The following is a 20,027-nucleotide window of genomic DNA, read 5'->3' on the forward strand; positions in this document are numbered from 1 at the left end:
CTATCCCCGAAGGAATAACTCCGCTCGACTTGCATGTATTAGGCACGCCGCCAGCGTTCGTCCTGAGCCAGGATCAAACTCTCCATAAAAGTGGTAAGCCCGAGGGCTTGGCCATTTTTAAGAATTCGCTTGGTAGCTCATTCAAAAAACTAGCTTTGCGAAACGTTATGTTTCGCGATTTATAACCATTTGACTGGTCGCTCATTGTTCAGTTTTCAAAGAACAAATACTTGGTTTATTTCCTTCCGGCTCATGACCGGAATTAGATCTTACCATGAATCGAAACATGATTGCAAGCTTTATTTTTCAGCTTATTTTCGTTTCGATCACCGCATCCAAGTTGATGTCTCGGAGGCAGAAATAGAATATACCATGGATGCATCAGCTATCGCAACAGGTATTATTATACAAATAGATTATCCCATATTAACACCTTTATTCATTGCATTATATTTTCGCTATATAATGAAGAGAAATGATTTCGACCCCACGTCCGCAAAAAAAACATGAAAAATTTGGTTTGCGCTGTTCACAAGCCCAAAGGTTTGTGTTAAAATGAAAGCGCTAACAAATTCATCTTATTGAGGGGGATCATTACATGATGAAGGTAGTAGCAGACGATGCTCGCAACATTTACGAAAACTTTGAGGTAGAGAAGGACATTTATTACTTCAAAGTCGGTAGGCTTGGTCTGGCCAGCTTTCACGGTAGAAACTACAACATAAAGAAGAGAATTACTACCGAGCAGTTGAACAGTTACATCACATCAGGTCGTTTCATTAAAGTAAGCGCTAATTGCTATGTCAATGCAGAGAAGGTACTCTCCCTAACGGACGGTACGATCTCTTTTGACCGCAGCACTTCCGAAGCCAAACAAGTCCATGTGTCGAAGTGGCGCGCACAAAGCATCAAGAATGTGCTGACATCACGGAATCCAATGGCTATGTAACAGTTCAAAGACCATGATTGGAATGAGACCTTCATTCGAGTCATGGTCTTTTTGATTATTCTTCCACTATGCTCATATTTGGGGACAATCCTACACACAATAGGCTACATCTTACCGGAAAGGAGTGTGACCCATGGCAAAGCAGCAAGGACAAGGACGCAAGAATACAACAACGAAGTCCTCTGATAAGAAAAGCAACAGCAATGCAGAGGATTAACGATAAGCTTTACTAGTCTAACACTGTATCGCACATGAAAGCTCTTGCTCCTCCCTCTCAACAGCGGGTAAGCAAGAGCTTTTATTATATGCCGAAACACGGATGACCTCGCCTTCACCCACTGCTATAATGGAGGAAAAGTCGCTGCGAGGTGAATCGGCATGAGTATTACCTTACAGACACCCAGATTGCAACTTCGCCCCTTTGAACAAAGGGATGCGTCCACCGTACAAAAGCTAGCCGGGCAATACGAGGTCGCACGTACAACGCTATCGCTTCCACATCCCTATCCCGATGGAGCAGCCGATGCATGGATCGCATTTCGCAAAGATGCAGCCCAGCACGGACACGGTTTTACATTCGCTATAATAGAAGATAAACAACAGCAACTAATGGGATGCATCAGTTTAAACGTGACAGCCGCACATCAACGAGCTGAAATCGGTTACTGGTTAGGACAGGAATTCTGGGGACAAGGTTACGCAACAGAAGCCGCCAAACGCATTGTCCGCTTCGGCTTCGAAGTACTGAACCTGAATCGCATCATCGGCGCCGCCATGACACGTAATCCGGCATCATCCGCAGTATTAACCAAAGCCGGCCTGAAACACGAAGGGACTTTTAAACAGCATATCCGCAAATGGGATCAATTCGAGGATCTCGAATACTTCGGGATCACCAGAACAGAATACTTCCCCAAGTAAAAAGGATGGCGAGAAATCGCCATCCTTTCACTAGCTTATCGCAAAAGGCGATAACCCCAGCAGTTCCTTCCTCATTACCGCCCACACCGCAGCAAGTGTTTCTTGGATGTGCCAAGCCGTAGTTCCGGCTGCCATGACCGCAAGACCGTGCTTATAGGTAAGCGATACGCCACATTGAATCTCTCTCTGTCCACGGCTCGGCAACGATTCTAACGCAGCCCGAATTGCCTCGGCATGTTTCGCTTGGATTCGATCTGCGAAAGCATAGAATACACCGGTATGAGTCAACTTCCCCAGACAACCGGGAGCCGACAATTGCTGCGATTCCGGTATGATATTTTGCTGCTGAGCGTAGATCAGTTCATCCTCATAATAAACGCGCACCTTGTTCTTCAGATGGATATAGTCGAACAGCTCGCCGCGCAGCGTTCTGCCCGGGCAGAGTACTTCAGCTCCCATCCACACCGCACCTTCGCTCAAGCGCACCAGCGTCTCGGAATCCAGGGCAGCGTCTCGATAAAGCATTACCGGCTCCGGCATGGACTCCAATACCGATTCCTTCCCGAGCTCGAAGCTTTGCCTGATTGAAGAACCGCCAAGCAGCACGCTTGAGGGATGCACCTTCGTAAACGATTGATTCGTGACGTAAGCATGCGCACCCGGCTTTATTTGCCAATCGAATTCGTATCGATCGCCGGCCAACAACCCCGGAGACACATCCATCACGATAACACCGAGCGGGCCGTCAAGCGGAAAAGCTTTTGCGATCTTAATAGGTGCAGTATGATATTTCGAGGTCAAAACCGTTCCGCGTTCCCGCTTCTCAAATACCGCCCGAAGCTGCGATACACGCTGCCCTTCCTGATTAGGAGTGGTGGGTGCGATGTGCTGCGGCATGCTCATGTCCACTCTCATGCTTATGTTCGTGCTCGTGGTGATGCTCATGTCCATGAGCGTGGGCGAGCTCATGCTCCAGCCAAGCGACAATTCGATCCACGTTCACGCCGCCGAAGAGGTTCGAGAATACATAAGGCCGCTCTCCGCGCATGCGTTTCGTATCGGATTCCATCACTTCAAGACTGGCACCGACATGAGGGGCCAGATCGATTTTGTTAATAATCAACAAATCCGAACGCATGATGCCCGGGCCGCCTTTACGCGGAATTTTCTCGCCTTGCGCCACGTCAATAATGTAGATAAACCGATCCACCAGCTCCGGACTAAAGGCTGCCGCCAAATTATCGCCGCCGCTTTCGATAAAGATCAAATCAAGATCGTCAAACCGGCTCGTCAGCTCATCCACCGCTTCAAAGTTCATCGACGCATCCTCACGAATTGCGGTATGCGGGCATCCGCCTGTCTCCACCCCGATAATACGTTCTTCCGGCAGCACACCGGTCGCAGCCAAAATCCGCGCATCTTCTTTGGTATAAATGTCATTCGTGATGACCGCCACACTATATTTATCCTTCAGCGCACCTGCAAGACGCTCTACCAATGCCGTCTTACCCGAACCTACAGGACCGCCTATTCCGATTCGAACCGGTCTTGAACCTGCGCGATCGATTGCTGGCTGCTCCCACTCATGATGATGATGACCTTGTCCTTGACACATTGTACATTCCTCCTAGCGGGATATGAAGTTTCCATTACCGACTTTCTACTCTCAAGACATGAATAGGCGAGAATACAGATTCTCGTGGCGCATCATCGCAATTTCACTCATTGGCATGAAACTATAGGCGTCCTCCGGTGTCATCTCAGACACCGTCTTCCATGCATCCAACGTCTTCGGCGTCAGCCTCGCGATGATGGTTTGCCCTTCGGTTTGGCCAATAGACATGAGTCGAAGCGCACCGTTGATACAGTTGACGATGCTCGCATACATATATCCCTGCGCTGCTTGTTCAAGCGAAATCCCCAGACGATAGCAAGCAAATCCGAACACGAGCGGATGAGTGCCTATGCAGCTTTTCGACTTAATCCCTTCCTGCAGGGGAGCCCAATCGTAATTGGGGTATAAGGAGCCCAACAGTTGCAAAAGCCTTCGCCCCATCTTCTCGATCCCATTTCGCGTTTCTATCGCTGTGCGCTGAACGTGAACGAGCCTCTCTACGTCCCCTATGGAACGATAATTGAATGACGGCATGTCTCGATATACGGATTTGATGACCATCACATCTGCCGTTGACCAGCTCTGCATAAGCATCGATACTGTGTATTCCTCAAGCTGCTTACTTGTTTGCAGCACCTCTTCTTGAACCAGCGTCTCCAAGCCGAAGGAATGGGAGAATCCGCCGATCGGCAAAGCCGAGTCGAGCAACTGCTGAAGAGCGAGCCAAGGCAATACTACAGGCTCAGCACCTTCTTCTGAATTGTTGGCCAAGCTCCCCTCACCTCCATCCCAAACCGGAAGCAGACACTCTACATGAACGCCGCTAGAACAAAAAGTATCGCTGCGCCATCGGCAATACATCTGCCGGTTCACAGGTCGCCACAACGCCATCTACTTTTACTTCGTAGGTTTCCGGATCAACGGTAATCACCGGTGTCGCATCATTGTGGATCATATCCTTCTTCGTCACCGTTCTGCAGCCTCGCACCGGTTCGATCCGTTTAGCTAATCCAAGCTCTTCCGCAATGCCGCGATCATATGCAGCCTGCGACACGAATGTAATCGAGCTGCTGTTCTTGGCTTTGCCGAATGCGGCAAACATCGGACGGCCGAATACCGGCTGCGGCGTCGGAATCGATGCATTGGGATCCCCCATTTGCGCATAAGCAATGCTCCCGCCTTTGAGCACCAGATCCGGCTTTACGCCAAAAAACATCGGACTCCACACGACCAAATCCGCAAACTTGCCGGGCTCTATAGAACCGACCAGATGCGAAATGCCATGTGTAATCGCGGGATTGATCGTGTATTTCGCAATGTACCGCTTGATGCGGAAATTATCAGCCTCAGCGCTGGTATCAGGTGCCAGGGGGCCACGCTGTTTCTTCATCTTGTCAGCGGTTTGCCAAGTACGAATGATAACCTCCCCCACACGCCCCATTGCCTGCGAATCGGAGCTGATCATGCTGAATACGCCCATATCATGCAAAATATCTTCAGCCGCAATCGTCTCCGGACGAATCCGAGAGTCCGCGAATGCAACATCTTCCGGAATGCTGCTGTCCAAATGGTGACAGACCATGAGCATATCCAAATGTTCTTCGATCGTGTTAATCGTAAACGGACGTGTCGGGTTCGTGGAGGAAGGCAGCACATTCAATTCGCCGGCTGCCCGGATAATATCGGGAGCATGCCCGCCTCCGGCCCCTTCCGTATGATACGTATGGATAGTCCGCCCTTTAAATGCCGCCAGCGTATCTTCCAGAAAACCCGCTTCGTTCAGCGTATCCGTATGAATCGCTACCTGAACATCGTACAAATCCGCGGCTGTAAGGCAAACGTCGATGGAAGCCGGCGTCGTCCCCCAGTCTTCATGCAGCTTCAGCCCGATGGCTCCCGCTTCAATTTGTTCGATGAGCGGGCCGGTAAAGGATGAATTGCCTTTGCCGGTAAAACCCAGGTTCATCGGAAACGCTTCGGCAGCTTCCAGCATCCTGCGCATATGCCATGCCCCGGGCGTGCAAGTCGTTGCATTCGTACCGGTTGCCGGCCCCGTACCTCCGCCGATCATCGTCGTTACGCCGGATGATAGCGCCGTTTCGATCTGCTGCGGGCAAATAAAATGAATATGGCTGTCGATTCCGCCGGCCGTTACGATTTTCCCTTCGCCCGCAATCACTTCCGTACTCGCGCCGACGACCATATTCGGCATTACGCCATCCATAATATCCGGGTTACCCGCTTTGCCAATCCCAACAATGACACCGTCCCGTATCCCGATGTCGGCTTTCACGATCCCCCAGTGGTCAATGACAATCGCATTGGTAATAAGCGTATCCAGAACCCCTTCACTACGCAGCGCCCCGCTCGATTGTCCCATGCCATCTCGAATGACTTTTCCACCGCCGAACTTACACTCATCTCCGTAGACGGTGTAGTCCTTCTCGATTTGAGCCCATAACTCCGTATCCGCCAATCGAACGGCATCTCCTGTTGTCGGACCGAACATGGCCGCATAGCTGCCGCGACTCATCTTACTCATGCTTGGTTCCCTCCCACGCAGAAAGCCTGGCGCGCACTTCATCGGACATATTGCCGCGAATCGCCGGACCATTAGTCAGTGCGTTCAGTCCGAAGGAGCGTTTGCTTCCGCCGAGCTCTACAAGCTGAACCGGCTTCTCCTCGCCCGGCTCAAACCTAACCGCGGTGCCGGCCGGAATATCCAGGCGCATGCCGAATGCCGCTTCGCGATCAAACGCAAGCGCCCGGTTTACTTCGAAAAAATGAAAATGCGAACCCACCTGCACAGGCCGATCCCCCGTATTGGCAACAAGAACTTCCACTGTCTCCCGACCGGCATTCAGTTCGATGTCTCCGGCCGCCGTACGGTATTCTCCCGGTATCATGGCGATCCCCCTCTCATAGTGACGTTAAAGTATGGGATGATGAATGGTCACGAGTTTCGTTCCATCCGGAAAAGTCGCTTCCACTTGTACTTCATGGATCATATCCGCCACGCCTAACATCACTTGATCTCGGCTTAGAATGGTTGTGCCGTGTTCCATCAATTGCGCTACCGTCAGCCCATCGCGGGCGCCTTCTAAGATTTCGGAAGTAATCAGCGCGATACTTTCGGGATAGTTCAATTTCACGCCTCGATTGAGTCGTCTACGTGCCAAATCGGCAGCAATCGTAATTAGAAGCTTTTCTTTTTCCCTTTCCGTTAACTGCATACAGGCACCTCTTCCAACGTTTTCTACTATTATAGCGGTTCCACGGAACCAAGTAAATCGTTTGTGTCATGTTTAATAACATACAGTGATAGATTAACTTTAAATATTGCTATATTTTGGATTTTGGTGTCAGGTTCTGTCGAAAACGAAGAGAAAACCCTTCATCTAATACGTGATTCCCTAAGTTTCCTTGCCACCTCTTCCATAGGCGAACGTGCTAGCCATTCAATGCCCGATGTGATAGACTAAAATTTATTGAACTTACTTTGGGAGGGACAGAAATGGCGGCAAAAAAGATGCGTTCAGACACAATCAAAAAAGGATTTGACCGCGCTCCGCACCGCAGCTTGCTGCGTGCTGCCGGGGTAAAAGAGGAAGACTTCGGTAAACCGTTTATCGCGGTTTGCAACTCGTACATTGATATCATTCCAGGCCACGTTCACCTGCAGGAATTCGGAAAGCTCGTTAAAGAAGCGATCTGGGAAGCAGGCGGCGTGCCTTTCGAATTCAATACGATTGGCGTCGACGATGGAATCGCAATGGGACATATCGGTATGCGTTATTCCCTTGCGAGCCGCGAAATTATTGCGGATTCCGTTGAGACCGTTGTAAATGCTCACTGGTTTGACGGCATGGTTTGTATTCCAAACTGCGACAAAATTACACCGGGCATGATTATGGGCGCGCTTCGCGTCAACATCCCGACAATGCTTGTCAGCGGCGGACCTATGAAAGCCGGCAAAACTTCCGATGGCCGCTCGATCTCGCTCTCCAGCGTATTCGAAGGTGTCGGTGCATTCCAAGCAGGTAAAATCGACGAAGCGAGTCTTACAGAGCTTGAGCAATTCGGTTGTCCGACTTGCGGATCTTGCTCCGGTATGTTCACGGCTAACTCCATGAACTGCTTGGCAGAAGGTCTTGGACTTGCCCTTCCGGGTAACGGAACGATCCTTGCCGTATCGCCTGAGCGTAAAGAGTTCGTTAAACAAGCTGCTCGTCAACTGATGAATTTGATCGAGATGGATCTGAAGCCACGCGATATCGTGACCAAAGAATCCATCGACAATGCATTTGCACTTGATATGGCAATGGGCGGTTCCACAAACACTGTCCTTCATACGCTTGCAATCGCTCATGAAGCAGGTATCGAATACCCAATCGAGCGCATCAATGAAATTGCAGCACGCGTTCCGCATCTTGCTAAGATTGCTCCGGCTTCCGATTACCACATCGAAGACGTGCACAATGCCGGCGGCGTAAGCGCGATTATCAACGAGCTGTTCAAGAAAGAAGGCGCGCTTCACGGTGACGTGCTTACTGTAACAGGTAAGACACTTCGCGAGAATGTAGCCGGACATGATATCAAGGATACGGATGTTCTTCACACGCTGGACAACCCGCACAGCGAGCGCGGCGGACTGGCTGTTCTATTCGGAAACCTTGCACCGCGCGGTGCAATCATTAAAGTCGGCGCTGTTGATAAATCAGTCGGCGGCTACCATAAAGGTCCTGCAATCTGCTTCGATTCGCAAGATGAGGCACTGCACGGCATCGCTAACGGTAAAGTTAAAGAAGGACATGTTGTCGTCATTCGTTACGAAGGCCCTAAAGGCGGACCTGGTATGCCAGAGATGCTTGCGCCAACGTCGCAAATCGTCGGTATGGGTCTTGGAGCTAAGGTTGGTCTCGTAACGGACGGCCGTTTCTCCGGCGCATCCCGCGGAATCAGTATCGGACACGTTTCTCCGGAGGCTGCAGAAGGCGGTCCTATCGCTTTCGTAAATGACGGCGACCTCATCGAGCTTGATTTGATCAACAACGAAATGAACCTTCTGATCAGCGATGAGGAGTTCGAAGCTCGTCGTGCGAATTGGAAAGGCTTTGAGCCGAAAATCAAAAAAGGTTATTTGGCTCGTTACTCCCACCTTGTAACAAATGCAAGCACAGGCGGCGTACTAAGATTTAATTAATTCCGCCCGAAACTGAAACATAATGGAATCGCCCTGCGTATGACTAGTTGGAAGTCAACTACTCATATGCAGGGCGATTTTTATTTTACATTATGGAGGGATTCTCATGTTCGGGAAAGTAGCTGCCGATTTGCTTGGTTTAAGTGATTTAGGTTCTGTCATCAAACCGGAAAATTATGATAAGGTCGATTCCGACGACTATGTCCTTCACGAGGATAACGAGAAAATTTATTTTCTGATCAAATCCAAGTCCGACGAGTACTGCTTCACGAATCAAGCGCTCATCCACCTCGACGGCACAAGTGCGGTCAGCAAGAAAAGAACGCTCCACCGCTATTCATACAGTGCACATAAGATTTCCAGCGTATACTTAGAAACGGCTGGCACCGTCGATTTGGATGTTGAAATCAAATTCAATCTTGGCGGAACGCCGTTCACCATAGACGTTCATAAGAAACATATCGAAGAAGTAAAGGATCTCTACAAAGCACTGATCAAAATCGCCGAGCTTACGCACGAGAATGAAATTTCACTCGGCTTTGCAAGACAGAGCCTGGATCTGGCTTCCTCCACCGTCAGCCAAATTTATAAAGCGGAAATCGATCTCTCGGAACAATTCAAATCGATCAACCAGCTCGCGTTCAATTGGCTTGCCGAAACGCAAAAGCAATACAAATCCAAAGATTTCGGTGCAGTATTCGAGCGTTATATTAACCACTAGTTTGGCGGCACACCAACAAGAAAGGCGCCCCGAGTTCCGAGGCGCCTTTCTTATAAACTTGTTCGTTAATTCGTTAAGGCGTGTACTCTCCGGCTCCTGCTGCATTCGCATTGTCATAAGCTGCAGGCGTTAACCCCGGACGCGTTCCTTGATGAAGCTTAGGCTCGTAAACTTGCGCCTTCTTCCAGGTGGGATTCACGTTCGCCTCAGCACCGTAGCGCCCCCAGAATTGGTCCATCGACATTGCAATAATTCGCGGATCAAGCCGCGAGCCTTGCTCAGTCAAACGTTTCTTACCTGAAGGATGAAGCACACGGAGCAGCAGCTTCAAATATAGCCGTGTTGAGTAATCAAACAGACCTTTCGGAATCGGCAGCACGCTGAATCCGAATTGCTCTGCGCCGCGATTAATCATACTGACGCCATATAACCCTTTTGCATGTTCGTACTCTTTGTTTCCTACAAGCTGCTGGGCAAGCTTTGGCATCCCCTTCTGCACTTCTCGAATGAGCATAATCGCAACTTGCATCATCGAGCGTGATTCAGTCATCATTTTCAGCAGCTTATGATTATCAAAGTGAAGCTCGATTACAGGATCCTTGTGCTCGATTCGTCTGCCGTCCGACAGCTCCAGCGTTTGTCCCGGATAAGGGACAAGCCGAATGTGAAAGATAGAGCCCTCTCCGCCTGACTTTACGCGGAACAGAACGTGGAACACCCGCTCCCAGCCCATCCAACACGCGATCAGTGCCCGTTTGAAGAGGCCGTGCGCCGCAGGCTTAGCTTCTTTCAACTTAGACTTGCTGCGATCTCCGTCCGTGAGAGCAATCATGTCCGTAATATGGACAAACTGATAACCGCGTTCACGACCCGCTTCCAAAAACGCCTCCAATGCAATAAGCATGTTAGCCGGCGCATCAAGATCCGCCCCGAAAGTTGCGCCACAATCATGAAGAAGCAGCACTTCTCCCGGCCGAAGCTTCTTCATCATACGAGCCTTTAGTCGTTCAGCCCCTACCCGTTTGCGCCAATCGCCGAACAGCGCAGACCAGAGAATAATTTGAAGATAGCCCAAATTAGAAAAATCAAACAGATTGACGATCCCCCACGGAGGTCTGTAGTACGCCGAACGAACGCCGGTTGCCCGGCGAATAATCTCTGATGTGCGATGAATTTGTTTCTTAACCGTTCTTGGACGCATAAGCCAATTGGACTTGTGTACGTAATTATGAATGCCGATGACATGCCCTTCAGCATGCATGCGCTGCAAAATCTCCGGGTTCCGTTCTGCATGGATGCCAACGACGAAGAATGTCGCCTTCGCATCATATTTCTTTAATAAATCAAGCAGCTGCGGTGTATAAACAGGATCTGGCCCATCATCGAACGTAAGGGCAATTTCCCGTTCTGCACGTCCCCGTTTAAATACGCGAAAACCAAATGTACGGCTTATAATTCCGGGTAAAAAAGCATAAAACGTTAAAAAATAAAATCCCCACAGCAGGAAGTTTTCCATAATACGTTTTCCCACCACCCTAGTTTCGATCCTTGTCCATTGGAAGAGGGAGTGCCATTGATGCCTGATACCTTCATTCATTGTAACATAGCACGCACAATAACGGCTACGGAAGTTACAGCGAAGAAATACAGCATAAATCGGAAAATTAGACTAACATAAAGTTAAGTTGGGAAACACTGTTATTTTATAGTACAATCATGATACAAAACCGCATAACAACTATTAAAAAAGGAGCCAATCAATGCTTTCCTTCTACCGTAAATATTGGCGTACCGCATTCGATATTGCCTTAATTGTTCTGACCGTGTATCTCATCATGCTTGTATTCAGTTATGTATACCGGATTGCCACTCCAATATTCCTGTCTTTCTTAATTTTCATGTTTATTGAGCCTCCTGCACGGTGGATGCAGCGGCTGGGGATGAAGAAATCCATCGCTTCAGGCATTTCCGTTCTTATCTTCACGCTCGTCATTGTCGCTGCATTTGTTGGTGCCGGTTTCGTCGTTACAACACAGGTTACCGGGCTTGCTTCAAACCTCGGCAAATATCAGGATTTACTCGTCGATCAGTTCCAGAAAAACGCCGCCATGCTCGAAGACAAAGTCAGCGCCCTTCCGCTCCCGGATAATGTTGTGGAGAAAGCCAATGAAATCTTCGGCTATATTACAAGATGGGGATCTAATCTCGCCGTATCCTTCCTGCTCTCGCTAGGCGGGTACTTGAAATCCTTCTCCACCTTTATCATTAACTTCACGATCGGAATCATACTCGCTTATTTCCTTAGTCTGGAAATTAAAGAGTGGAAGAAGCTGGCGCAGGAGAAGACGCCTAATACGTTCAAGAAGGCTTTCCTATTCTTGCGCGAGAATGTATTCTCCGGCATTGCCGGTTATTTGAAAGCCCAAGGCAAGCTGATCAGCATTACGTTCATCGTTATTTTCGTCGCTTTGCTGCTGCTCGGTGTGTCCAATGCCTTCTCCATCGCGCTACTATCCGCTTTCTTCGACATCCTGCCCTTACTCGGTGTCGGGACGGTATTTATTCCGTGGATTATTTACTTGTTCATTGTCGGTAATACGACGCTCGCCATTTGGCTCAGCTGTTTGTTCCTTGCCGTCGTATTGACCCGTCAATTTCTGGAGCCTAAGATTACCGGAGACACGCTCGGCGTTTCTGCCTTCACGATGCTCGCATTCATGATTATTTCACTTTCCATATTCGGGATTGCAGGCGTCATCCTGTCGCCTATTCTTATGATTTTGCTTAAGGCGCTGTATGATCAACGTTACTTCCACCGCTGGATTCATTCCCCTAAAGGGGAGTTCGATCATCAAACCAATCCGGCGGAGAATACGGAAATCGTGGACTAACGTTAATCCATTTAGTCCTTCCGCTGCATCGCAAGAATATCCATCACCCCGCGGAAAATAGCCATTGCTTGATTGGATGTTCCGGGTATTCGGTTCTCGGCCAGAACTGCCACTGCATAGCGTGGTTGTTCAACCGGTCCGTAGCCAACAAACCATTGATTCAATCTTTCCCGATCTCCTCTTCTAATTTGGGCGGTGCCGGATTTTCCGGCGACCGCCCAAATTCCGTTTCGGATCCCTTTCCCCGTTCCGTACCGGACTACTGCCTCCATGCTCCTAAGCAAAGTCCGAGCTGTACGCGCATGAATTTGCCCATATTGCGAGGGCGAAGTCTGTTTGGCAAGCTTAGCCAACACTTGTCCGTTCCCATACCGAATTTCTCTAACAAGCCTCGGTTCTTGGACACGACCTTCATGCAACAGCGTAACGATAAGGTTAGCCGCTTGAAGCGGTGAGAGCTTTACATCTCTTTGGCCTATGCCCGTTTGCGCCAACTGACCGCCATCTCTGGCCTCTTGGGGTACAGCGAACACATTTCCCGCTTCTTCCTCCTGGAACTGCCGCAGCGGTCTTCCAAGCGGCGCAAACGCCTCTTTGCTGCTCCATCCGACCTGCCGAGCAATACCGAGCTGATCTGCAGTCACCAGAAACTGCCGCGCACTAAGCCGCTCCGCAAGCTCTGCAAACACGACATTACATGAGCCTGCAAACGCATCTTGGAGCGTGACATGGCCATGCCCCCCGTCCTTCCAGCAATGAAGGCCATAGCGGCCATAATTCCCATTGCAATAGAACTGCTCGCCTTCGCCGGTAACGTTGGATTCCAGTGCAGCCGCTTCCGTCACGATTTTGAATATCGAACCCGGTGTTGCCGCCCTAATCGCATGATTGGCAGCAGCCAGACCCGCCGCGTTGATGGAGCTCATTGAGAGCTGCGGCTTTGAAATCATCGCAATAATATCTCCGTTAGCCGTATCGAGGACTACGACCGCTCCTTCTTTCAATCCTTTATGGTCCACATAGTTCTCCAGCCGATGCTGCAAAGAAAGATCCATCGTCGTCATTACTTTAACCGGATAGTTTGGATTATTCGGACTAATAAGTCTCAAGTTTAAGCCATGCATAGGCTTGTCCGTTCCATCTGTAAAATAAGACACTGCGGTCGGTCCCGTACCTTGCAGCAGCGGATCTAATGAACGCTCCAAGCCGGAGCCGCCGGTCTGGTCGCGCAGGGTCATCGTATGCTCCTTAAGCCGCTTGCCGTAATCGGCTTGAAGCAGCTCCGGATGCTGGCTGATGTAGCCGAGCGCATGTATGGCGCTGAAGGCAGACGGATAGCGGTTATGGTAGGGCAGCACGCGCACACCGTTAATATGCAGCGCTTCTATCGCGTTGAGTTGCTTGGCCGTTAAACGATGAGGCACCTCCTGCCCCTCCTGCTGCCAGAAGACGGGCTCCGTTAAACTGGCCATCCATTGTTTCAAGATAGAAGACTGTATGCCAAGTGCCTTGGCCAGTTCTTCGAATTCCTTGGAGTTGTCAGTGCGGGATTTCATTTGCAGCGGAAATACAGCCAGCGCTTCATAGGTCTCCCCCGTAAGCGGCCTGCCGAAACGGTCGTAGAAGTCTCCCCTGCCGGTATCCAGTACTAATGTTCGTTCTCGCTGCGCGACAGACTCCTCTTTCCAATCGGAGCTTGTGGCCGTTACGGGGGCGGATGGCATTAGCTGCAGCCACCCGATGCGCAAGACGACTACCACTACCATCGCGCTCAACATCATAAGGAGGATAAAAATTCGCTGTTGTCTGCTTCTTCGCCGTTCTCTGCTCATGACGTCTGTTCCTCCGCCGTTCAAAGGGATTTTTTACAAGTATCCCCTTAATAAAAAAGGCCAATCAGATTCGCTCTGATTGACCTCAATAGGATGACCGCACCGCGTCTATTGCTTCCGAAACCGATTGCATGCGAAGAACTCGAGCAGGAAGCTCTGAAATGATTTGGCAACTAACGGGAGCTTCTCATTGGATCGATATATAAGTCCGATTGTCCGTGTTACTTGCGGCGAGCGGACGCGTACCTTAGCCGGCTTAAGCGGCCCTGATGCATAGAGTGCCATTTCAGGCAGCAAGCTGACTCCCATACCTGCCGCAACCAGTCCGCGAATCGTATCCGTCTCTTCCCCCTCGAAGCCGATCTGCGGTGTAAATCCGGCCGCCAGACAAGCCTCCCATACAATTGGCCGCAGCGAGTAGCCTTCACTGAACAGCACGAACATCTCGTCCTTCAGCTGAACCAATTCAATGGACTCTTCGCTCGCAAGCGGGTGATTCGGCGGCAGTATCGCAAACAGCTCTTCCGTTAAGACAATTTGACCGTTCACGTGAGGATGTTTCTCGGGACAAGGCGATACGAAAGCAAGATCCACTTCGCCTTTCATCACGTCTTGGATCAGGGACGGGAACATCCCTTGTTTAAACCGAAACTTCACGTTAGGATTCAGCTTCCGGAACGCCGCCACTACCTCAGGTATAAGCGAGATCCCCAAGCTGTGCGGAAAACCAAGTCGAATTTCCCCTTTCTCCGGATCGAGAAACTCTTGAATCTCCACGACAGAGCGCTCCAAATCAGCCAATATGACTTCCGCCCGCTTCAGAAACAGAGCCCCCACAGGTGTAAGCTGCAGGTTGCGTCCCTTCTGCAGGAAGAGCTTGGCGCCAAGCTCCTCCTCCAGTTGATGAATTTGTCGGCTGACGGCTGATTGTGCCACATGCAGCTCCTCTGCTGCCTTCGTAACATGCTCTTTCTTAGCCACTTTTACGAAATAATACAATTGACGAAGCTCCACTAGCGTCCCCTCTTCTTCTCTATATCAGCTGCTATTATCGATTATATCGGCGATTCTTCTTCCCGATTAAATACCAGTCATATGCATAAGCAAGCACGAAACCGGCAAACAATCCGCCAAAATGTGCCCAAAGCCCGATCCCCGGCGCGAATATCGAATATAAAATACCGAAGATCAGTATCGTATACACCGTTTTGCGCGAATCCGGATCAAGCGAGCGTTTCATTAGCGCCAAGTAGAGGTAAGCACCATATACACCATAGATTGCTCCCGAAGCGCCTGCTCCCGCAGTAGACGAGTCTGCGATGGCACTGAATAGATTGCCGACGATGCCGCACAGCAGATAGAACAGCAGATACTTCACATGTCCTAGCATCCGTTCAAGCGGAGGCGCAAACACCAGCACGGCAAACATATTGAAGAAAATATGCGAAATACTCAGATGCAAGAATTGGGCCGTCACATAACGCCAAGGTTCCGCAAGCGAGAAATAATTGTCGTTGGGATCACTGTAAAAGAAACCGCGTTCCAGCAGCTGGCCATCCAATAGGTAGCGATCGCTAATATAGATGAGCAGATTCAGCGCGATAATAGCCGCTGTAACCGGATATAGCCGCAAATAACTGCGAAAACTTTCATAACGAAGAAATATCATCGTGTTCTCCTTTGCCCTCCTATTGGACAATGGCATTTCATTATAGTTATAATAATTTGGTATGAACCAATTCCATCCTAAGGAGGCTGTTTATTAATGGCACAAGAACGCACAGGCGTTGCTACTCTTAAAGGCAACCCGCTTACTCTGATTGGCCCAGAACTGAAAATCGGTGACCAAGCTCCTGATTTTCAATTGAACAAATCTCTTGTTGAGGTTGTTTCTTTGAAAGACTTCGCAGGCAAAGTGAAACTTGTCAGCGTAGTGCCTTCCATTGATACAGGCGTTTGCGATTCGCAAACTCGTCGTTTCAACGAAGAAGCAGCAACTCTTGGCGATAACGTAGCTGTCCTGACAGTCAGCGTTGACCTTCCATTCGCACAAGCTCGTTGGTGCGGTGCTGCAGGTGTCGATAAAGTTGTTCTGCTGTCGGATTACAAGAACAACAATTTCGGCGAAGCTTACGGCGTGTTGATCAAAGATCTTCACCTGGATATGCGTGCGATCTTCGTCATCGACGGCAATGACACGATTCAATACGTGGAAGTGCTTAACGAAATGACGGAGCACCCGAACTACGAGAATGCGATTAATGCAGTGAAAGCACTCGTATAAGCTACATAAAGATCAGCATATGACAAAAGCGAGGCAGGGACTCCCTTCCTCGCTTTTTCTCGTTATTATATGCCGGTCGTTTTATATTGAGCCAGCTTCTTATCGAGAGTCCGATAAATATCAATAATGATGCGGTAATTAGATCCAAGATCTCCGAACGAACCGCGCGACGCGGAATAAATGTCCACCGCTGCTGTAACAGGATTCACGTTGATAACGGATACGGTAATATCCATTGTACGGCCGGTTACCGTACGTTTCTCGAGTACGATCTCACCTACGGACTGCACTTCATGAAGCACCTTGTAGCCTTGCATCTTCTTTAGTGTAGAGACAACCTCTTCCCAAGCTCTCTCCCGTGACAACTTGTAATAATGGGATTTCAGTAACGGATCTTTCGCTTTATCGCCAGTCAATTCATGACTGCGCAGCAACCCGATAAGGGACCGCTTCAAAGACAAAGGTAATCTCCCCCTCCAACTTCTATGTACGCTAAGAGATATCATAACATAGTTTCTAACATAAAAAAAAGGGGTTGCCCCCTTTTCGCTTAAAGTAAGTAACCCGCCATGCCGTCCGACTTGCTTGTTTCTGAACCCGCTCTCGCAGGTGGGTGGCCGCAGAAACGTTTTTGAGATCCCTTTTCGAGGGCCTGTCAGCTGCGTTTCAATTGAGTCTCCCTTAAAACAGCCATTGGTTCAAAACAAGTGATAAGCCGTAACGTACATCGCAGGATGTATTGTTATTATAGACGTAACACGGGCAAAAGTAAACGTGACACCCGCCGCTATTTAATGGTGTTTTGACCTTCTTCTGTATGTGGCAGGAATGCTTCGTCTTCGAGACGTTTGCGCTCTTCCTCCGCCGCCGCCTCCGCTGCCTTCTCCGCTTGCAGCTGCAGCTTCATGTAGATCGCGTAGAAGTTCCAGAAAGCGATGATCGCCACTACACTGCCTGTGAAGAACGGAACAAGAAACATTAATTTCGGCGAGCTGAAGCTAATATAAATAACGAAGCCGCACATAATGACTGTCGAGAGCGACCGGAAAGGCCGTCCGATTGTAAGCAGCAATGCGTTCTTAAGCAGCTGCAGCGTCTTCATGTGATAGTGAACGACCATCGAGAAGAAATTGAACAGCGATACGGCCAGCAAAGCAACGAGTGCAACGAATAAATAAGAAACCAGCTGGAACGATTCCAATTTCACCAAGTATACGCGGAAGTCCACAATGAGAATCGTAAACAGAACCATATACAAGATTCCGCCTATCATGCTTTGCACGTAGCTGTCCTTATAGTTTCTAAAGTACGTGCGAAGGAGCGGCGCATCTACCTCGCCCATTACCCATTTGCGCGCAACCGCAAACATAGCCGCGGTAGCCGGAAACAAAGTGAACGGAGCAACGATGCCGGAAACGATGAAGTAACTCAGCATTTGATCGCTGTTCTGAGCAAATAACACAGGGAGCAGTAAAATAATAAACGGCAAGGAACAAATGATCCATAGCACGTTTGTTACCGATAAGCGCATAATCCATTCCGAGATTTTATAAAACCCGCCCATCATGCCTCTCATTTCCATAGTAGCCAAGTCCTCCTAGCAAGCGATTTCATTTTATACTACGTTAACTATAATATAGACAGCCCAAGAAGCCAACGCCCATTTTCGGGAATGTGGGCAGGCGTCTAAACGACATTCACCCATGTGCATACCATATAGTGTTATCGCACCCAAGACACAAGCCGGGGAGGACGTCGCTAATGGGTAATATGGGTCATGGCTCTCATACTAGTGCCGCATTGATTCTTGTGCTGTTCATTCTACTTATAATTGTCTCGAAAGGATTCTTCTGACAGTAGATAACAAGATAAAAAAAGGGGCTCTATTTATCCGATTGCTCGGCTAAACAGAAGCCCCGGTGTCTATCCTTGCTTATTCGTCAGAGGATGGACGGGAACGGCGAGCTTCGCCGCGGCCGTCTCCACGGCCTTTGTTGTCACGATCGCGATCACGGTTGTAGCTGCTGCTTGTGCTGCTGCTCGAGCTGCTGCTGCTGCTGCTGCGATTGCCGCTGTAGCCGCCACCGCTGCCGCCGTAACCGCCACGGCTGCCGCTGCTTTCGCCGCGTCCGCGAGGACCGCTGCCGGAACGATTGCCGCCGCCAAATGGTCCGCCGGAGAAACGACGTCCGCTTGTACGAACATCCGGTCTGCGTTTCTTAGCGCGAATCGGATCTTCCGGCGTAAGTTCGATATTAACATCTTTCTTCTCGCCGGTAATCAATTTAATTGCTGCTGCCAGCAAGTTAACGGAGTCGTATTGCTCAAGCAATTGAATGGCAATGGCTTTGAACTCATTAACCGCATCGCCTTCCAGAGCATCCAGAATGCGCTCAGCCGTTACGCGTTGTTTGCCTTCAATTGCTTCAGCGATGCTTGGCAATGGCTTCTTCGCGATTTTGTGACGAGTCACTTTCTCGATGAAATGCATGTGATCCAGCTCACGCGGCGTTACGAACGACCACGCAGTACCTTCTTTACCGGCACGGCCTGTACGGCCGATACGGTGTACATAGCTCTCCGGATCTTGCGGCAAGTCGAAGTTGATAACATGCGTTACGCCGGAAACGTCAAGACCGCGTGCCGCAACGTCTGTTGCTACAAGCACATCGATGCTGCCGTCACGGAATTTGCGCATTACGTTGTCGCGTTGATTCTGGGACAAGTCGCCATGCAAGCCGTCTGCAGAATAACCACGCTTCTGAAGGGCTTCGCTCAGCTCGTCAACACGGCGTTTCGTACGTCCAAAGATGATTGCAAGTTCTGGGGATTCCATATCAAGCAAGCGGCTCAATGCATCAAACTTCTGACGCTCATGAACTTCGATGTATGCTTGTTCAATCGTTGGAGCGCTGACTTGCGTTGGGATAACCGACACATGCTCAGGCGTTTGAAGGAACTGATCAGCCAGTTTACGAATGTTCGGAGGCATTGTTGCCGAGAACAGCATCGTGTGGCGATTAGCCGGTACCAAGGAAAGAATGGAAGTGATATCTTCCATAAAGCCCATGTCCAGCATTTCATCCGCTTCATCCAAGATAACGGTTTGGACATCATCAAGTCTAATTGTTTTGCGGTTGATATGATCGAGCAAACGACCAGGTGTACCGATGATGATTTGCGGGCGTTTCTTCAAAGCGCGGATTTGACGACCGATCTCTTGACCGCCGTAAATTGGCAATGAACGCAAACCTTTGTAACGTGTAAGCTTTCCGATTTCTTCCGAAACTTGAATCGCGAGCTCACGAGTTGGGGTCATAATTAACGCAACGATACGCTCTTCAGTAACCGGAATCTTGTTGACAAGCGGGATCCCGAAGGCGGCCGTTTTGCCCGTTCCTGTCTGAGCTTGCCCGATCAAGTCGGTGCCGGCAAGCGCAATTGGAATGGCTTTCGATTGGATTGGGGTAGATTCCTCAAATCCAAGCTCAGTAATAGCTTGAAGAACCTTAGGTTCCAAGCCGAATTCAGCAAATGTTTTCAAACTGTTTCAATCTCCTTCTATCTGCATCCTACAGAAAATATACAGTTTATTATAGCACAACTGTATT

General features: G+C 49.5%; 20 protein-coding genes, 1 rRNA gene and 1 other RNA gene. 7 read left to right on the forward strand and 15 right to left on the reverse strand.

Features of this window, described 5'->3' with window-relative positions; all coding sequences use genetic code 11:
• Positions 1-89, reverse strand: a 16S ribosomal RNA gene (locus BM412_RS16400); the annotation flags it as partial.
• 509 nt (positions 90-598) lie between these two features.
• On the opposite strand from BM412_RS16400, the gene BM412_RS16405 reads away from it, so the two are divergent.
• Positions 599-949: a hypothetical protein gene (locus BM412_RS16405; RefSeq protein ID WP_091220600.1), complete on the forward strand. Its 351-nt coding sequence runs from the start codon at positions 599-601 to the stop codon at positions 947-949.
• 378 nt (positions 950-1,327) lie between these two features.
• Entirely contained in the window at positions 1,328-1,870 is a 543-nt protein-coding gene (locus BM412_RS16410; protein WP_091220601.1) for a GNAT family N-acetyltransferase, read from the forward strand.
• A 30-nt stretch (positions 1,871-1,900) separates the two neighbouring features.
• On the opposite strand, the gene BM412_RS16415 is transcribed toward BM412_RS16410, so the two are convergent.
• The 6 genes from BM412_RS16415 to BM412_RS16440 are packed head-to-tail and all read right to left on the reverse strand — an operon-like array spanning position 1,901 to position 6,718.
• On the reverse strand, positions 1,901-2,767 hold the full coding sequence (locus BM412_RS16415; RefSeq protein ID WP_256256384.1) for an urease accessory protein UreD: 867 nt from the start codon (positions 2,765-2,767) through the stop codon (positions 1,901-1,903).
• Positions 2,736-3,485 carry an urease accessory protein UreG gene (ureG, locus tag BM412_RS16420; protein WP_091220617.1) on the reverse strand — a complete coding sequence of 250 codons (750 nt, stop codon included), beginning with the start codon at positions 3,483-3,485 and terminating at the stop codon, positions 2,736-2,738. The genes BM412_RS16415 and ureG overlap by 32 nt, the downstream gene beginning before the upstream one ends.
• Positions 3,486-3,536: 51 nt before the next feature.
• Positions 3,537-4,256: an urease accessory protein UreF gene (locus BM412_RS16425; protein WP_256256385.1), complete on the reverse strand. Its 720-nt coding sequence runs from the start codon at positions 4,254-4,256 to the stop codon at positions 3,537-3,539.
• Positions 4,257-4,308: 52 nt separating this feature from the next.
• Complete coding sequence (gene ureC, locus BM412_RS16430; protein WP_091220623.1) at positions 4,309-6,027, reverse strand: urease subunit alpha; 1,719 nt, start codon at positions 6,025-6,027, stop codon at positions 4,309-4,311.
• The gene (ureB, locus tag BM412_RS16435) at positions 6,020-6,391 is read right to left on the reverse strand and encodes an urease subunit beta (protein ID WP_091220627.1); all 372 of its coding nucleotides are present in this window, start codon (positions 6,389-6,391) and stop codon (positions 6,020-6,022) included. The genes ureC and ureB overlap by 8 nt, the downstream gene beginning before the upstream one ends.
• Positions 6,392-6,415: 24 nt before the next feature.
• The gene (locus BM412_RS16440) at positions 6,416-6,718 is read right to left on the reverse strand and encodes an urease subunit gamma (RefSeq protein ID WP_091220630.1); all 303 of its coding nucleotides are present in this window, start codon (positions 6,716-6,718) and stop codon (positions 6,416-6,418) included.
• Positions 6,719-6,999: 281 nt separating this feature from the next.
• Here BM412_RS16440 and ilvD point away from each other — a divergent pair, with 281 nt between their 5' ends.
• On the forward strand, positions 7,000-8,688 hold the full coding sequence (ilvD, locus tag BM412_RS16445) for a dihydroxy-acid dehydratase (protein ID WP_091220633.1): 1,689 nt from the start codon (positions 7,000-7,002) through the stop codon (positions 8,686-8,688).
• A 106-nt stretch (positions 8,689-8,794) separates the two neighbouring features.
• Positions 8,795-9,409, forward strand: a complete 615-nt coding sequence (locus tag BM412_RS16450) for a PH domain-containing protein (protein WP_090981675.1) — start codon at positions 8,795-8,797, stop codon at positions 9,407-9,409.
• Between the two features lie 73 nt (positions 9,410-9,482).
• Here BM412_RS16450 and BM412_RS16455 read toward each other — a convergent pair whose 3' ends face one another.
• Complete coding sequence (locus BM412_RS16455) at positions 9,483-10,943, reverse strand: polysaccharide deacetylase family protein (protein WP_256256386.1); 1,461 nt, start codon at positions 10,941-10,943, stop codon at positions 9,483-9,485.
• A 226-nt stretch (positions 10,944-11,169) separates the two neighbouring features.
• Here BM412_RS16455 and BM412_RS16460 point away from each other — a divergent pair, with 226 nt between their 5' ends.
• Positions 11,170-12,300 carry an AI-2E family transporter gene (locus BM412_RS16460; RefSeq protein WP_091220640.1) on the forward strand — a complete coding sequence of 377 codons (1,131 nt, stop codon included), beginning with the start codon at positions 11,170-11,172 and terminating at the stop codon, positions 12,298-12,300.
• A gap of 11 nt (positions 12,301-12,311) precedes the next feature.
• Here the strand turns inward: BM412_RS16460 and BM412_RS16465 are convergent, their stop codons facing one another.
• The 3 genes from BM412_RS16465 to BM412_RS16475 form a co-directional block, all read right to left on the reverse strand.
• Positions 12,312-14,132, reverse strand: a complete 1,821-nt coding sequence (locus BM412_RS16465; protein WP_091220643.1) for a peptidoglycan D,D-transpeptidase FtsI family protein — start codon at positions 14,130-14,132, stop codon at positions 12,312-12,314.
• A 108-nt stretch (positions 14,133-14,240) separates the two neighbouring features.
• Positions 14,241-15,146 carry a glutamate biosynthesis transcriptional regulator GltC gene (locus BM412_RS16470; RefSeq protein ID WP_091220645.1) on the reverse strand — a complete coding sequence of 302 codons (906 nt, stop codon included), beginning with the start codon at positions 15,144-15,146 and terminating at the stop codon, positions 14,241-14,243.
• A gap of 34 nt (positions 15,147-15,180) precedes the next feature.
• Positions 15,181-15,801, reverse strand: coding sequence for a rhomboid family intramembrane serine protease (locus BM412_RS16475; protein ID WP_091220648.1), 621 nt, complete (start codon positions 15,799-15,801; stop codon positions 15,181-15,183).
• A gap of 96 nt (positions 15,802-15,897) precedes the next feature.
• Between BM412_RS16475 and tpx the strand changes: the two genes are divergently transcribed.
• Positions 15,898-16,416 (forward strand): thiol peroxidase, encoded by a 519-nt coding sequence (tpx, locus tag BM412_RS16480; RefSeq protein ID WP_091220650.1) that lies wholly within the window; start codon positions 15,898-15,900, stop codon positions 16,414-16,416.
• Between the two features lie 65 nt (positions 16,417-16,481).
• Here tpx and BM412_RS16485 read toward each other — a convergent pair whose 3' ends face one another.
• The 3 genes from BM412_RS16485 to BM412_RS16495 all read right to left on the reverse strand — a co-directional run bounded on the left by BM412_RS16485 (position 16,482) and on the right by BM412_RS16495 (position 17,998).
• Positions 16,482-16,877, reverse strand: a complete 396-nt coding sequence (locus tag BM412_RS16485) for a DUF1499 domain-containing protein (protein WP_177245889.1) — start codon at positions 16,875-16,877, stop codon at positions 16,482-16,484.
• Between the two features lie 96 nt (positions 16,878-16,973).
• A non-coding RNA gene (gene ssrS / locus BM412_RS16490) (6S RNA) lies at positions 16,974-17,155 on the reverse strand.
• A 48-nt stretch (positions 17,156-17,203) separates the two neighbouring features.
• Complete coding sequence (locus BM412_RS16495) at positions 17,204-17,998, reverse strand: YesL family protein (RefSeq protein WP_091220655.1); 795 nt, start codon at positions 17,996-17,998, stop codon at positions 17,204-17,206.
• A gap of 179 nt (positions 17,999-18,177) precedes the next feature.
• On the opposite strand from BM412_RS16495, the gene BM412_RS16500 reads away from it, so the two are divergent.
• Positions 18,178-18,270 carry a YjcZ family sporulation protein gene (locus BM412_RS16500; protein WP_091220657.1) on the forward strand — a complete coding sequence of 31 codons (93 nt, stop codon included), beginning with the start codon at positions 18,178-18,180 and terminating at the stop codon, positions 18,268-18,270.
• Between the two features lie 79 nt (positions 18,271-18,349).
• Here the strand turns inward: BM412_RS16500 and BM412_RS16505 are convergent, their stop codons facing one another.
• The gene (locus tag BM412_RS16505; RefSeq protein ID WP_091220659.1) at positions 18,350-19,960 is read right to left on the reverse strand and encodes a degradosome RNA helicase CshA; all 1,611 of its coding nucleotides are present in this window, start codon (positions 19,958-19,960) and stop codon (positions 18,350-18,352) included.
• Positions 19,961-20,027: the final 67 nt, after the last annotated feature.

Origin of the sequence: Paenibacillus sp. BC26 (assembly GCF_900116125.1) — a bacterium.
In the GTDB taxonomy this organism is placed as follows: domain Bacteria; phylum Bacillota; class Bacilli; order Paenibacillales; family Paenibacillaceae; genus Paenibacillus_Z; species Paenibacillus_Z lignilyticus.